Origin of the sequence: Caulobacter sp. Root487D2Y (genome assembly GCF_001427165.1) — a bacterium.
Classification (GTDB): domain Bacteria; phylum Pseudomonadota; class Alphaproteobacteria; order Caulobacterales; family Caulobacteraceae; genus Caulobacter.
In genome coordinates this window covers 906,312-920,599 of record NZ_LMFD01000010.1, presented here as the reverse complement: position 1 = coordinate 920,599, position 14,288 = coordinate 906,312, and the positions used below count along the sequence as shown (strand labels likewise).

The window sequence follows — 14,288 nt, the reverse complement described above, 5'->3', positions numbered from 1 at the left end:
TGTTAGTCACCATATAGTTTATTTTGCAAACTATTCATTGACACGGGCCGCCCCGGCTCGCTGAATGTCGCGGTTGGGGAACGCGCGTCGCCGTGGTCGATGCCGCGAAAAACCTTTCAGCGCCAATATCTTATTCCCTGTAGTAGGTGATTTTCGTGACCGACGCCGCCGCCGATGCCCGCGCCCGCCCCTTGGAGGGTCTGACCGTCATCGATCTGACGCGCGCGCTGGCTGGGCCCTATGCGACCCTTCTGCTGGCCGGCCTGGGCGCGACGGTGATCAAGGTCGAGGATCCGCGCGGCGGCGACCTGGCGCGCGACAATAGTCCCTATGTGGGGCGCGACGGGGTCAGCGTCGAAAAGCGCCACGCCGACGACCTGTCGATCTCCCACCTGACCCGGGCGCGCGGCAAGCACGGGGTCAGCCTGAACCTCAAGCACCCCCAGGCCCGCGATGTCTTCGCGGATCTGGTTCGCAACGCGGACATCGTCGTCGAGAACTTCACCAGCGGCACGGCCGACCGCCTGGGCGTCGGCTATGCGGCCGCCAAGGCCGCCAATCCGGCGATCATCTATTGTTCGTTGAGCGGCTTCGGCGCGGGCGTGGCCGAAGGCAGCAAGGCCATGGACGTGCTGATCCAGGCCCTCAGCGGTGCGATGTACACCAGCGGCGGCGCCGGCGATCCACCCGTCCGCATCGGCATCCCGATGGCCGACATGTTGGCGCCCATGTTCGGCGTGATCGGCATTCTCGCCGCCCTGAACCACCGACAGCGGACCGGCGAGGGACAGCAGGTCGACGTCTCGATGCTGGGCGCCCTGACGTCGTTCGTGGCCATCGAAAACTGGCAAGCCATGGCCCTGGCCGGCATGGAGGCCCGGACCGGTCTCACGGTCCAGCGCCTGTCTCCGTTCGGCGTGTTCCGCTGCCTGGACGGCTATGTCTCGATCGTCGCGGTGCACGAGGGCCTCGCGCGCGGTCTGTTCAGGGCCATGGGCGACGAGGCCTTAGGCGAAGATCCGCGCTACGCCACCCGAGACCGCCGAGTCGCCAACGCCGTTAATCTGGAAGCCCTGATCGAAGCCTGGTCCAGCCGGCTGCCGACCGCCGAGGTCGTCCGCCGGCTGGAGGAGCAGGGCGTTCCGGCGGCGCCCGTGCGCCATCCCGCCGAAGGCCTGAAGGATCCGCGCGTGGTCGCCCGAGGTGAAACGACGCCGATCGTCCACCCGGCCTATCCGGATAAGGACGGTCTGATGACCGCCGGCGTGCCGATCCAGTTCTCGCAGGGGCGCACGGGGTTCGACGCGGTGCTGCCCGTGGCGATCGGCGAGCACAACCTGTCGATCTATCGCGACCTCCTGGGCTATTCGGACGAAAAGGTCCGCGGCCTGACCGAAGCGGGCGCGATCTGATGTCCGGGGACGGCGGTCGGACGCTGGCCCAGATCGGCGTCGACGTCCCGCGCGAGCTGATCGCCGCGGCGGGCTTCACACCGTATCGCCTGGCCGCGGATCGCGCCGGCGCGCCGGCGGAGGCGTTCGAGGGCCAGCCGCCCCGGTCGCGTTCGCTGCTGGTCCAGATGCTGGGAAGGGATCCGGCGTTCGCCGGCGCCGCCATCGCCCATGACCGTGTCGAGGACGTCCAGCTGTTCTCGGTGCTGCGCGAGCTCTCGCGGACCGGGCGTGGCGGCGGGCTTTCGACGGCCCATGTCGACGTCCTGACCGGCGTCGATGAGTCCATTCGGCGCTACAATCGTGCGCGGCTGGCGGGGTTCAAGGCCTGGCTCGAAGGCCTGGCCGGGAGGCCGATCACCCCGGCCGATCTGGCCGAGGAGGTCGCCAAGGCCAACGCGCGGCGGCGGCGCCTCAAGCAGGTCCTAAACCTGCGGGCCGCGCCGACGCCGCTGATGAGCGGCGTCCAAGCCCTGGATCTCATTCGCGCCGTGGGCCAGGTCTCCGCGACCGAGAGCGGCGGCCTGATCTTGGCGGCCCAGGCCAGCGCCGGGCCGCGGACGGGCCGACGGGTGCTGGTCACCGGCGCGCCGCACGAGACCTCTGTCATCTATGCGATGATCGAGGCCGCCGGCTGCGTGATTGTCGGCGAGGACCACGACTGGGGCGACCCCTGGGCGGACATGATGCTGGACGAGAGCCTGGACCCTTTTGAGGCCCTGCTTCGGCGTTGGGAAACGCCGCTGCCCGGCGCCGTGGGCGGATCCAGTGTCGCTCGCGCCCAGGCCCTGACCGCCCGGGCCAAGGCGATGGATGTCGAGGCGGTGGTTCATGTTCGCCTGCCGGGAGACGAGTCTTCGCCCTGGGATGTCGCGCGGACCCGTGAGGCCCTGGCGGCGGTCGAAAAGCCGCTGCTCTGCTTGAAGCTGGATCTCGAGCCCGACCCGGTGAGGCTCGCCGAGGCGCTGGACGCATTCTTCGCCGATCCGTTCGCGCCCCGACAGGCTCCGCCCGCCCGGTCGCGACCGGAGGCCAAGGCGCCTGAGAAGTCCGCGCGACCGGCCTCGGCCGACGGCGCGGGTCGCCGCAGCCGCAAGGCGCTGGTCTCGACCGCCGACTTCGGGGTCTGGCAGCGCGACTGGTTCGCCGATGTCCGGCGTCGCGCCGCGGAGGGACCCTTCGCGGTCGTCAACGCCGACGCGCCCCAGGAAATCCTCCGGGCCATGGACATCCCCTATGTGGTGAACCAGTGGTGGGCCTCGATCGTCGCCGCAAAACAGCGCGGAGGGGACTACGCGGCGCTGCTGAAAGGGGCGGACTACCCCGCGGACGTCGAGAGCTACAGCGCCCAGGGACTGGCCGCGGCCCTGGACGCCCACCTCGACGACGCGCCCTGGGGCGGGCTGCCCAAGCCGGATATCCTGGCCCTAACGAAGGGCTCCGACGCCGGGGCCAAGCTGTTCGAGGCTTGGGCGCATGAAACCGGCGCCGAGCTCTTCGTCTATGAGCGGTCGGTCGACAGCCGCTGGGACTTGCCTGTCGCCTGGTGGTCCGACCTGCCCGAGCGCTGGGACGAGACGCTGGAAGCCGAACGGCTGGACCTGCTTACCGCCCAGCTGGAGGCCAGCATCCCGCGTCTGGAGGCCGTCACCGGCCGCAAGTTCGATCCGGCGCGCTTCGTCGAGGTGATGACCCTCGTCAATGAACAGGAAGACTATTATCGCCGCGCGCGCGACCTGATCGCCGCCACCCGGCCCGCGCCGGCCGGGATCGTCGACACCATGCCCGCGACCATGGTGCCGCAATGGCATCGCGGCACGATCTGGGGGCGCGACGCGGCCAAGCGGCTCTACGAGGAGATCGCCGCGCGCGCCGAGGCGGGCGAGGGGGCCTGTCCGGACGAGCGGGTGCGGCTGATGTGGGTCGGGCGCGGCCTGTGGAGCGACATGGGCTTCTACCAGCGCTGGGAGGACAGCCACGGCGCGGTCTTCGTCTGGTCGATGTATCTGGGCTTGGCCGCCGACGGCTATATCCGCGCCTTCGAGGGCGACCGAGACTCCCTGCGCGCCCTGGCCGCGCGCTTCGTGACCATGGGCGACGAGCTGCGGATGCCCACCTGGGCCGGCGCATGGCACGTCAAGGAAGCCCAGCTTCACGGCGTGCACGGGGCGGTCGCCATCGACGACGCCGACCCCTTCGTGCTTGAGGCCCTGGAGCGAGCGGGCGTTCCGGTGCTGCGCCTGCCGATGAGCAACATGAGCGCCGACGGCGACACGCTGGAGGCCGCCGTCACGGCTTTCATCGAAGGGCCCGTGGCGGCGCGGGTCCGATAGTCCGGCGAGCGACGACAAATGTTTGTTTTCTAGACTGTTTGTTGCGCCCACGACTATTTGATCTGATCGCGCCATCCAGACGGCGAGGATCGGAGCGACCATGGGCGATTCCAGCAGACTCACCCGACGTCAGATGAGCGTGGCGTTGACGGCGGCGTCGGGCGGCTGGGCCGTGTCCGGCGCGGTGCGCGCGGCGTCTCCAGCCGCGTGATCCCGATCACGGGCGGCCGCGTGAACGGCCCGGGCCTCGGCGGGGTCATCCTGCCCGGCGGGGCGGACTTGCAGACGATCCGGCCAGACGGCGTGACCCTCCTGCAGGCCCGCTACACAATTCGCTTCGCCGACGGCCAGACGGCGGGCGTCATCAACACGGGCGTGCGCCGGGCCTCGTCCGACGTCGTGCGGCGCCTGACCGCCGGCGAAGTGGTCGATCCGGCGCTCTGCTATTTTCGCGCCACGCCGGTGTTCGAGGTCGGGCCAGGGCCGCACGGCTGGCTGACTGAAAGCGTCTTCCTCAGCCTGGGCGAACGCCTGCCCGATCGGGTGCGGCTCAAGGTCTTCCGCGTCGATTGAGTTGGGAGCCAGACTGATCAGCGCCGCGCGAAGGCGCCCACTTTCGCTTGAACTCATATAGTTCGTATAACATACTATTGTTATGCGAACCATTTGGGGGTCGCGATAAACCAAGACGGCCCGACGGCGACTTGCCGTACGCGCCGCGAGGGAGGGCGCCATGAAGAGTACCCGAGTCCCGTCACGCCACATCTGCGTCTCAAGTCTGGCGCTGGCGATCGCCATCGGAGCCGCCGCGTCGGCCGCCCAGGCGCAGACCGCTTCCGAAGGCGCCGTCGCCGAGGTGGTCGTCACCGGCACGCGCATCCGCGGTGTGGCGGCCGTCGGCGCCACCCCCATCGGGCTCGATCGCGAGCAGATCGTGGACAGCGGCGCGACCAGCGTCTCGGACCTGCTGCGCAAGGTGCCGCAGATCATCGGATTGGGTCCGTCCGCCGTCGCCACCTCGGCCCAGAACGGCGCGGCCAACGCCACGCGCGGCGCGGGCGTCAATCTGCGCGGCGTGGGCGTCAACGCCACCTTGCTGCTGCTGGACGGCAATCGCTTCCCCGCCGCCGGCACCCAGGGCCAGTTCATCGATCCGTCGGTGCTGCCGTTCATCGCGCTGGAGCGAGTCGAGGTCGTGCCGGACGGCGCTTCGGCCATCTATGGCTCCGACGCCGTGGCCGGGGTGGTCAACCTGATCCCACGCGCCCGTTTCCAGGGAGCCGAGACCACCGTCCGGGCCGGTTTCGCCGACGGCTACAGCACCCAACAGATCAGCCAGATCCTCGGCCATCGGTGGGACACCGGGTCGGTGGTCCTGGCCCTGGAGCACACCCACAACTCCGCCCTCGAAGGTCAGGATCGCGATTTCTATACGTCCGATCTGCGATCCCGGGGCGGTCGCGACTATCGCAGCACCCAGTGCAGCCCGGGCAACATCGTCATCGGCGGGGTCAGCTACGCCATTCCGGTCGGCGGCGTGACGCCGGCCAACGCGAGCCGCCTGACGCCGAACACGAGCAACGCCTGCGACAACCTGCGGCTCAACTACATCATTCCCAAGCAGTCTAAGAACAACCTGCTGCTCAGCGCCCGCCAGGAAGCCACGCCGAGCATCGACCTCTTCGCGCTCGGCTACTATTCGCGGCGCGAGGTGATGAACCGCAACGTGGTCACCGCGTCGCTCAGCGTGCCCAACACCAACGCCTTCTACGTCCGTCCCCCGGGCGCGCCGGCCGGGACCTCGGAGACGGTCAACTACTCGTTCGCCGACGTCTTCGGCTACAACCATGTGCCCAGCGTCTCGTCATCCTACGCGATGAACCTCGGCTTCGACGCCCGCCTGCCGGCCAACTGGAGAGCCAAGGTGACGGCCACCTACGGCCGGTCCGACGACGTCAACAAGCAGCGCACCAACTATTACACGGCCGGTGGGACGGCGGCCTTGGCCAGCAACGATCCGACCAAGGCGCTCAACGTGTTCGGCGGGCCGACCAATCCCGACGTGATCGCCTTGTTGAAGACGGGCTCCTTCGTCATCCAGGCCCGAACCGGGCTGGAGGCGGTCACCGCCCAAGCCGACGGCCCGCTGTTCGCCCTTCCCGGCGGGACCGTCCGTCTGGCCGTCGGGGCCGAGGCCCGCAACGAGCTCCTGGTGACCAACCTGTTCACCGGAACGACCCGCGCGCCGGTCTCGGCCTACAGCCACGCCGACCGCGACATCCGGGCGGTCTATGGCGAGCTCTTCGTGCCGCTTGTCGGCGATGGAAACGCGTTGCCGCTGGTCCAGAAGCTGAACGTGTCGCTGGCCGGCCGCTACGAGGACTACAGCGACTTCGGATCGACCTCGAACCCCAAGCTCGGCCTGGACTGGAAGCTGGTCGACGGACTCACCGTCAAGGGCAGCTACGGCAAGTCGTTCCGGGCGCCCAGCCTGGCGGAGAACAGCCCGATCGGGGGCGGGGCGGGCCTCTATGGCGACACCCTGCCTTGCGCCACCGGCAGCTGCTACGGGATCGGCATCGCCGGCGGAAATGTCGACCTCAAGCCCGAGAAGGCGACGACCTGGTCGACGGGCGTGGACTGGACGCCGCCCGCGGCGCCGGGTCTGCACGCCAACCTCACCTACTTCTCGATCGACTACCGCAACCAGATCGTGGCCCTGCGCGGCACGTCGGGCCTTCTGACGCTGCCCTATTACGCGCCCTATGTGATCTTCAATCCGACCCCCGCCCAGATCGCGGCGCTGCAGGCCAAGTACGTCACCAACACCACGATCAACGTCGGCGCGGTCACCTACATCCAGGACGGTCGCCGCCAGAACCTGGGCGCCAGTCAGATCGAAGGCTTCGACTTCGCGGTCGACTACGCCTGGGAGACCGGCCTCGGCGCGTTCGAACTCAGCGCCATGGGCGAGTACTTCTCCAAGTTCACGTTCTCGCCCGCGCCGGGCGTCGCGCCGATCGACGTGGTCGACAAGATCAACTACCCCCAGAGCCTGCGCGCGCGCCTGGGGCTGACCTGGCGACGGGGCGGCTGGAACGCCCTTGCCGCTCTCAACACCGTCAGCGGCTACGATAACAACACCGTCACCCCGGTGCAGACGGTCGACGCCTACCGGACCGTCGATCTGCGCCTAGCCTACGAGGCCCAATCGGCGGGCGGCTGGCTGAAGGGCGTCACGGTGGCCCTGGAGGCTCAGAACCTGTTCGACGAGGATCCGCCGTTCGTCAATGTGAGCGGCGGCTACGACTCTCAGTCGGCCAGTCCCATCGGACGCCTGGTCGGCCTCAATGTGAGCAAGTCATGGTGAGGCGCGATCCGCGCGGCGCGGCGGCGGCGGGGCTGGCCCTGCTGATCGTCGGGTGCGCGGACGCGCCCGCCGTCCCGCCATCCGCGCGTCCCGTCGCGCTGGGCGCCGACGCCTGCGCGGCGTTGCGTGGCTTTACCGGGCGAGGCGTACGGGTGGTCGCCGCGACGGCGGTGACCCCGAGCCCGGTCTGGTCGTCGCCGACCCAGGCCGCCTACAACGGCGTCGCCTCCAAGCCCTTCTGCCGCGTCGAGGGCGTGATCCAGGGGCGGGTCGGCTTCGAGTTCTGGCTGCCCGCCACCCAGGCTTGGAGCGGTCGGCTGCTGGGCGCCGGCGTCGGCGGCGATGCGGGGATCTACAACTACGCCGACCTCGGACGTGGGGTGGACGCCGGCTTCGCGGCCGTCACCACCGACAGCGGGCACAAGGCGGCCGACGCCCACTGGATGCTGGATCGCGCGGCGGTCGACGATTACACCCACCGCGCTCAGCATTTGACCAACCAGGCCGCCCGCGCCTTGGTCGAGGCCTATTACGGCCGTCCCGCGGCCCATGCCTATTTCCTCGGCTGCTCCGGCGGCGGGCGTCAGGGGCTGAAAGAGGTCCAGGACTATCCCGGCGACTATGACGGGGTGGTGGTCGGGGCGCCGGGACCGAACATGCCGCCGCTGTCGGCGAGGATGATGTGGCTTGGGCTGCGCGACCAGCGCGACCCGGCGGGGGCCTTGAACGACGCCGACTGGAGCCTGGTGGCCAAGGCGGCCGTGGCCGCCTGCGACCGGGACGACGGCCTGGCTGACGGCCTGGTCGCCAATCCCCCGACCTGCCGGTTCGACCCCGCCGTGTTGGCCTGTTCGACTGGAACGGTCGGAGCCTGCCTGACGCCGGCCAAGCTGGCCACGGTGCGGATCACGTACGCCCCGCTGCGCGACGAGGCCGGAAAGCCCATCGACAGCGGCGTCTTTCCAGGCGTGCGGACGCGGCCGGGACCGCCGTCGCCGTTGCTCCGGGCGATGTTCGCCGACGGCGCGCACCGCGATCCGAGCTGGGACGCCGGGACCTTCACGGTCGCCGGCGACCTGGCCCTGGCGCAGCGAAGACTGGGGAAGCTCTGGACCAACAAGACGGACCTCTCGGCCTTCAGGGCCCGGGGCGGCAAGCTGCTGATCTATCAGGGCTGGCTCGACCCGTCGGTCATCGCCCAGCAGAGCCTGGAGTACTATGCCGGCCTTGAAGCCAGGACGGGCGGGGGCCGAGAGACGCGAGCGTTCGCTCGGCTGATGATGGTGCCCGGCCTGTATCACTGCCGCGGCGGGACGGGACCTGACCGGTTCGGCGGTTCGGCCACGCCCGAACCGATCGGAGATGGCGACCACGATGTCTTGAGCGCCATGGTGGCCTGGGTCGAGCAGGGCAGGGCGCCCGAGCGCATCGTCGCCAGCCAGGTGGAGGACGGCCAGGTCACGCGTCAGCGTCCGCTCTGTGTCTGGCCTAGCCAGGCCGTCCATATCGGCGGCGATCCGAACAAGGCCGAAAGCTTCCGGTGCGCCGCGCCGGGGGAAGGGAAGGCATCGTGATCGCGCGCGCCTCCCTTCTGCCGATGATGACCGCGGCGCTGGTCGCGATGCCCGCCGCGGCGCAGACCCCGAGGGCGTCTGGCGAGACGCGTGGGCCGCTGCCTGGCGGCGGAGATTGGGTGGTCGAGGCCCCGGCGAACTGGAACGGCACGGTGCTGCTCTACGGCCACGGCTATTCGCAGACCCTGCGACCGGCCGAGAGCGCGCCCAGCGGTGAACGCGAGCTCTATCTGGCCCAGGGCTACGGCCTGGCGGCCTCGTCCTACTCCCAGGCCGGCTGGGCGCTGGAGCAGGCGCAGGTCGATCAGTGGACGGCGCTGGACGCGTTCGTCGCACGCTACGGCAAACCCAAACGCGTCATCGCCTGGGGCGACTCCATGGGCGGCCTGACCAGCGTCGCCCTGGCCGAGCGTCATCCCGAACGGCTCGACGGCGCGTTGGCCCTGTGCGGCTCCATATCGGGCGTGCTCGGCATGATGAACACGGCCCTGGACGGCGCCTTCGCGTTCAAGACCCTGCTGGCGCCGGACGCGGACCTGCGGTTGGTCGCCACCGGCGATGATCGCGCCAACGGCGCCGCCGCTCAGGCGATCCTGGGCGAGGCGATGCGGACGCCGCGAGGTCGGGCCCGGATCGCCCTGGCGTCCGCCCTGGCGCAGTTGCCCGGCTGGACGGATCCGGCCTCGCCCGAGCCCCAGGTCGACGCCTACGACGAGCAGTTGGAACAACAGGCCAAGGCCTTCGTCATGGGCGTCTTCCTGCCGCGCGCCGACCAGGAGCGCCGAGCCGGCGGGGTGTTCTCGTGGAATACGGGCGTCGACTACGCCGCCCAGCTTCGCGCCGGCGGCCGCCGTCCGGCGGTCCAGGCGCTGTACGCCAAGGCGGGCCTGGATCTCGACGCCGACCTGGCGACCTTGGCCAAGGCGCCGCGCATCGCCGCCGAGCCCGTCGCCGTCGCCTACATGTCCGCCAGCTACACGATCAGCGGAGACATCAAGCGTCCGTTGCTGACGGTCCACAATGTCGGTGACGGCATGACCGTGGTCAGCACCAACGCGGCCTACGCCTCGGCCGTGAAATCCCGCCGGCGCGGCGCCAACCTCGCCCAGGCCTTCGTCGGCGGCGCCGGGCATTGCCGGTTCGGCGCGGGCGAGCGGCTGGCGGCGATCCGCACGCTGGAAGCCCGCATCGACACGGGCCGCTGGGACGCCGCGCCGGCCGCCCTCAATCGCCGCGCCCGGGATGCGGGCGAGGCCCAGGGCCGCTTCGTGCCCTTCACGCCGCCGCCGTTCGCCCGGCCCTGCGTCAGAGGCGGCGCCTGTCGGGGCGCGCCCATCAAGCCCGAGTAGGAGCGTCCATGTCCAAGCCCGCAGACCAGGATTTCGATCCGTTGGAACCGGAGACGTTCGACAGTCCGTACGCCGTCTACGCCGACCTGCGCGCCCGGTGCCCGGTCGCCCACAGCCGGGCTTGGGGCGGCTTCTGGGCGCTGATGACCTATGACGACGTGCGCGAGGCGGCGGGGGACGCCGCGCGTTTCATCACTTCGGTGCAGAACGTGGTGCCCAAGGTGGCGTTCACCGGCCGCCGGCCGCCGCTGCACCTGGATCCGCCCGAGCACACGCCCTATCGCGCCGCGCTCAACCCGTTGTTCAACGCCCAGCGGATGGCCGCGATGGAGGCGCCGACGCGGCGCATCGCCATCGACCTTCTGGAGCCTTTGCTGGCGCGAGGCGCGGGCGACATTTGCGCGGACTTCTCCAGCCACCTGCCGATCCGGGTCTTCGCCCACTGGATGAACATCGCCGACGATCAGGCCAAGGTGCTCAGCGACGTGGGCCGCGACTACAACATCGCCGTCCAGGCCAATATCGACGACGTGGTCAAGGCGGCCAGCCTCAAGCTCTATGACATGGCCAAGGCGGTGGTCGAGGACCGTCGGTCCCAGCCGCTGGACCCGGCTGTCGACGCCGCCAGCGCGCTGCTGGCCGCGCGATACCTGGGCGAGCCGCTGCCCGAGGCGATGATCATCGGCACGATCCGCCAGGTTCTGGTGGTCGGCATCATCGCGCCGACGGTGATGATCGGCAGCATCGCGGTGCATCTGTCGCGCGACCAGGCCTTGCAGGCCCAGCTCCGCGCCGATCCCAGCCTGATCCCGGCGGCGGTCGAGGAGTTCCTGCGGCTGTACACGCCCTATCGGGGCTTCGCGCGCACGGCCGTGGAGGACGTCGTGATCGGGGGGCGGGCGATCCCGTCGGGCGAGCCTATCGCCCTAGTCTACGCGTCCGCCAACCGCGACGAGCGCAAGTTCGAGAACGCCGACCGGTTCGTGCTGAACCGTCCCAATATCGGCGAGCATCTGGCCTTCGGTCGCGGCGCCCATAACTGCCCGGGCGCGTCCCTTGCCCGGCTGCAACTGCGCATCGCCCTGGAGGAGCTGCTGGCCCGCACCGCCAGCTTCGATCTGAACGGCGAGATCCGCCCGACCCGCTTCCCCGAGATTGGCGCGCTGTCCGCGCCTTTGAGCTTCACCCTGCCGAGAGAGTCCCGATGAAGATTTCGACGTTGGCCGCGACGCTGGGCCTGTTCCTGACCGGTCCCGCCCTGGCGGCCGAGGCCCCGCCGCCGCCGTACAAGGCCGTGATGGAGAGTGATCCGGGCCTTCCGACCCACACCGTCTATCGGCCGGTCGACCTGGGCGCCGTGGCCAAGGGTTCGCTGCCGATCGTCGCCTGGGCCAACGGCGCCTGCGCCAACGAGGGCGACGCCTTCGCCAAGTTCCTGACCGAGATCGCCGGCCACGGCTATCTGGTGGTGGCCATCGGGCCGATCGTCGGCCCGAAGCCGCCGCCTCCGGCCAACGCGCCGCGACCGGCGCCGGACCTTACCGGACCGCCCAAGACCACCGCCTCGCAACTGATCGACGCCATCGACTGGGCGGTCGCCGAGAACGCCCGGCCGGCCAGCCGCTACCGGGGGCTTCTCGACGTCAAGAAGATCGCGGTGATGGGCATGTCCTGCGGCGGCCTGCAGGCGATCGAGGCGTCCGCGGATCCGCGCGTGTCCACCACCGGGGTGTGGAACAGCGGCGTGCTCGGCACGGGCACGGGCGGCCTGCCCGGCGCCAATGTGACCAAGGAGAGCCTGAAGGCCCTGCATGGTTCGGCGATCTATGTCAGCGGCGACGCCACCGACATCGCTTTCGCCAACGCCAATGACGACTTCGCCCGCATCACGCACATCCCCGCCGTTCGCGCCTACCAGGACGGCGTGGGTCACGGCGGCGTCTACGGCCAGCCGCGCGGCGGGGCATTCGGCGAAGTCGCCGTGGCCTGGCTGAACTGGCGGCTGAAGGGCGACCAGGCCGGGCGGGCGATGTTCGTGGGGGCGGACTGCGGGCTCTGCGCCAAGCCGGGCTGGCACGTCGAGCACAAGGGCGTGAACTAGGACGGCAGCGGGCGAGGCGTCGACGTCAGCGCGCCTCGCCCTGTTCGGCCAGGATTTCCGAGGCTTCGGTGAAGGCGGTGTTGGCCGCCGGCCCGCCGGCATGGAGCGCCGTCTGCATCGACGCTCCTTCAGCTCGTCGACCGTGAAGCCGCCTTGCTCAAGGCCGGCGGGGCCGCCCGCCGGCAAGCGTCAGCAAACTCGGCCAATACTCGTAAAAAACGATTCGAAAACAATAACAACTTATAGGATGTTATGTCCGGCTTTGCGTGGAGCGGGGCGGCTGGCCGCCGACGGGCGCGCGCCGAGGGCTTGTGGCCAAGCAGGGATATGATCGATGAGCGTTTCGCAATCGAACTTGTCGGATCCGCACTATGGTTTCGACCTCGTGGTCGCCGTGACGCAGGCCAGCGTCAACGCAACGCTCAAGCAGCTGCTGGCGGGGCTCTCCGCGCCGGAGGTCATTGTCTGCTACGTCTTTGACGACAGCGACAATCTCGTCCCCATCGCCTATGAAACGCTGGTCGCCAACGCCAAGGGATCGGACCCCTTCGCGGTTCCCGACGGCGCGAATCCTTCGACCAATCAGGACCTGATCAACCTGGCGGCGGCCAGCTTCGCCGGCGCCGTCAAGGCGCGGCTGGGCCTGCCGGACGTGCCGTTGGCCAGTCTTCCGCCGATCGCGACCCTGGGCGATGGAACCAGCGCCCCGGTGTTGTTCAACCTGCTCTGCGCCGAGTTCCAGATCGTTGGCTTCGAGTACGGACCGCACACCAAGTGGATCAACCAGTCGCAACCCAGCGGGTCGGGGGCGCCTTGGTACTTCTCGGCCAACGTGTTTCTCAACATCACCACGATCAATCCCAATTCCCCCGTGCCGCCGGCCGTCCAGCAACGCATCATCCAGCTGCAGCACCAGGCGCCGAACGCCTTCACCATCCAAAAGCTGTTTCTCGACCTGGACACCGCCATCCTGGAGGCGTCGCCGACGATCCAAAACATTCCGCCGGGCTGGCCGGTCTGGAACCTGATCTCGTCGGTCTTCCTGAACGCCTATTTCACCCAGCTGCGCCAGAACGGGGACCCGGTGCTCAGCTACAGCTTCACGGTGACGGCCCCGCGGCCCACCACGCTGGAACTCGGCGCGGTGTCGCGCGAAGCCTCGCCGCTGAAGCAGAACGGCCAGCCGATCAAAAATCCAACGGCCGCCCAGGCGGACGCGGCGACCCTGGTCTATATCGGCACGCAATCGACCACCGTGCCGGTCCCCGTGCCCTTCCCTTGGAACTGGGTCGAGTTGAACGAGGTGAGCCAATTTTCCGGCGTGCAGGCGGTCCGTCGCGACGTCTTCTTCACCTACCTGGCCAAGCTGATCAACGCGGAGGTGGGCAATCTGTGCATCGCAACGAACGTGCACATGACCCACTCGGGCGAGGACTTCAAGATCCACTACTCCAGCGGCCGCTCCACCTCGCCGCAATCGTTCAGGCCGGTCTCGCCGATCGGTCCGCCCGACGGCGACGGCTTCACCGACGTGCTGTCGCTCAGCTTCGTGAATAATTCCCACGACAATTCCGAATCCGCGAGCCACGCCGTGGAGATCTGGGGCGACTACAACTTCACCCTGACCGGACACGTCGCCGTCAAAGGCAACCAGATCCGGGTCCAGGTGCGGGCCGTCGTTTACATGGAATTCAAGCATCGCGAAGTATTCGTCAACTACACAGATCTGTCTGGGAAGAGCTACTACGACAAGACGCTGACCGTGCTGTATACGCTGGGCGTCGAGCAGAACGGCGCCCTGCAGGTCACGCAAACAAACAGCGTTGCCAATCAATCGGCGCGGTGGGATTTCGATCCGCAAGGCATCCTTGGAAAGTTCGGCTTTGAGGACAAGGTCAAGAATGGACTGACCAGCGTCTCCACCGACCTCTCAGCCTATATCGACACCGCTTTCACCCGCTACGTCGATGAATTGACCAATACCATCAACGGTTACCGGGCCTGGGTTTTCCCTGGAAACGACGCCTTCACGTTCAAGAACCTGTCCTTCTCGGCGAGCCAGGACCTCACGGCGCAATTGACCTACGTCAACCCAAACTAAACAGGGGCC

Annotated in this window: 9 protein-coding genes; all 9 read left to right on the top strand. The window is 68.9% G+C overall.

What is annotated here, in order from left to right:
* The first annotated feature begins 155 nt into the window (after positions 1–155).
* The 9 genes from ASD38_RS14010 to ASD38_RS13970 all read left to right on the top strand — a co-directional run bounded on the left by ASD38_RS14010 (position 156) and on the right by ASD38_RS13970 (position 14,279).
* Positions 156–1,412, top strand: a complete 1,257-nt coding sequence (locus tag ASD38_RS14010; RefSeq protein ID WP_056446159.1) for a CaiB/BaiF CoA transferase family protein — start codon at positions 156–158, stop codon at positions 1,410–1,412.
* Complete coding sequence (locus ASD38_RS23420) at positions 1,412–3,784, top strand: 2-hydroxyacyl-CoA dehydratase family protein (RefSeq protein WP_082560754.1); 2,373 nt, start codon at positions 1,412–1,414, stop codon at positions 3,782–3,784. Before ASD38_RS14010 ends, ASD38_RS23420 begins: the two co-directional genes overlap by 1 nt.
* 207 nt (positions 3,785–3,991) lie before the next feature.
* Positions 3,992–4,357, top strand: coding sequence for a DUF3237 family protein (locus tag ASD38_RS14000; RefSeq protein ID WP_056460769.1), 366 nt, complete (start codon positions 3,992–3,994; stop codon positions 4,355–4,357).
* Between the two features lie 160 nt (positions 4,358–4,517).
* Positions 4,518–7,154 carry a TonB-dependent receptor plug domain-containing protein gene (locus tag ASD38_RS13995; RefSeq protein WP_056460766.1) on the top strand — a complete coding sequence of 879 codons (2,637 nt, stop codon included), beginning with the start codon at positions 4,518–4,520 and terminating at the stop codon, positions 7,152–7,154.
* Entirely contained in the window at positions 7,148–8,728 is a 1,581-nt protein-coding gene (locus tag ASD38_RS13990) for a tannase/feruloyl esterase family alpha/beta hydrolase (RefSeq protein WP_200946007.1), read from the top strand. The genes ASD38_RS13995 and ASD38_RS13990 overlap by 7 nt, the downstream gene beginning before the upstream one ends.
* A complete protein-coding gene (locus ASD38_RS13985; protein ID WP_156390707.1) occupies positions 8,725–10,077 on the top strand; it encodes an alpha/beta hydrolase in 1,353 nt (450 codons plus the stop codon). The genes ASD38_RS13990 and ASD38_RS13985 overlap by 4 nt, the downstream gene beginning before the upstream one ends.
* A gap of 8 nt (positions 10,078–10,085) precedes the next feature.
* A complete protein-coding gene (locus ASD38_RS13980) occupies positions 10,086–11,285 on the top strand; it encodes a cytochrome P450 (RefSeq protein ID WP_056460757.1) in 1,200 nt (399 codons plus the stop codon).
* On the top strand, positions 11,282–12,178 hold the full coding sequence (locus tag ASD38_RS13975; protein WP_056460754.1) for an alpha/beta hydrolase family protein: 897 nt from the start codon (positions 11,282–11,284) through the stop codon (positions 12,176–12,178). Before ASD38_RS13980 ends, ASD38_RS13975 begins: the two co-directional genes overlap by 4 nt.
* Before the next feature lie 334 nt (positions 12,179–12,512).
* The gene (locus tag ASD38_RS13970; protein ID WP_056460751.1) at positions 12,513–14,279 is read left to right on the top strand and encodes a hypothetical protein; all 1,767 of its coding nucleotides are present in this window, start codon (positions 12,513–12,515) and stop codon (positions 14,277–14,279) included.
* Positions 14,280–14,288: the final 9 nt, after the last annotated feature.

What these genes read in the sequence shown, in the direction of transcription:
- ASD38_RS13980 (WP_056460757.1), top strand. Translation starts at nt 10,086, where the DNA reads ATGTCCAAGCCCGCAGACCAGGATTTCGATCCGTTGGAACCGGAGACG.
- ASD38_RS13995 (WP_056460766.1), top strand. Translation starts at nt 4,518, where the DNA reads ATGAAGAGTACCCGAGTCCCGTCACGCCACATCTGCGTCTCAAGTCTG.
- ASD38_RS13970 (WP_056460751.1), top strand. Translation starts at nt 12,513, where the DNA reads ATGAGCGTTTCGCAATCGAACTTGTCGGATCCGCACTATGGTTTCGAC.
- ASD38_RS23420 (WP_082560754.1), top strand. Translation starts at nt 1,412, where the DNA reads ATGTCCGGGGACGGCGGTCGGACGCTGGCCCAGATCGGCGTCGACGTC.
- ASD38_RS13975 (WP_056460754.1), top strand. Translation starts at nt 11,282, where the DNA reads ATGAAGATTTCGACGTTGGCCGCGACGCTGGGCCTGTTCCTGACCGGT.
- ASD38_RS13990 (WP_200946007.1), top strand. Translation starts at nt 7,148, where the DNA reads ATGGTGAGGCGCGATCCGCGCGGCGCGGCGGCGGCGGGGCTGGCCCTG.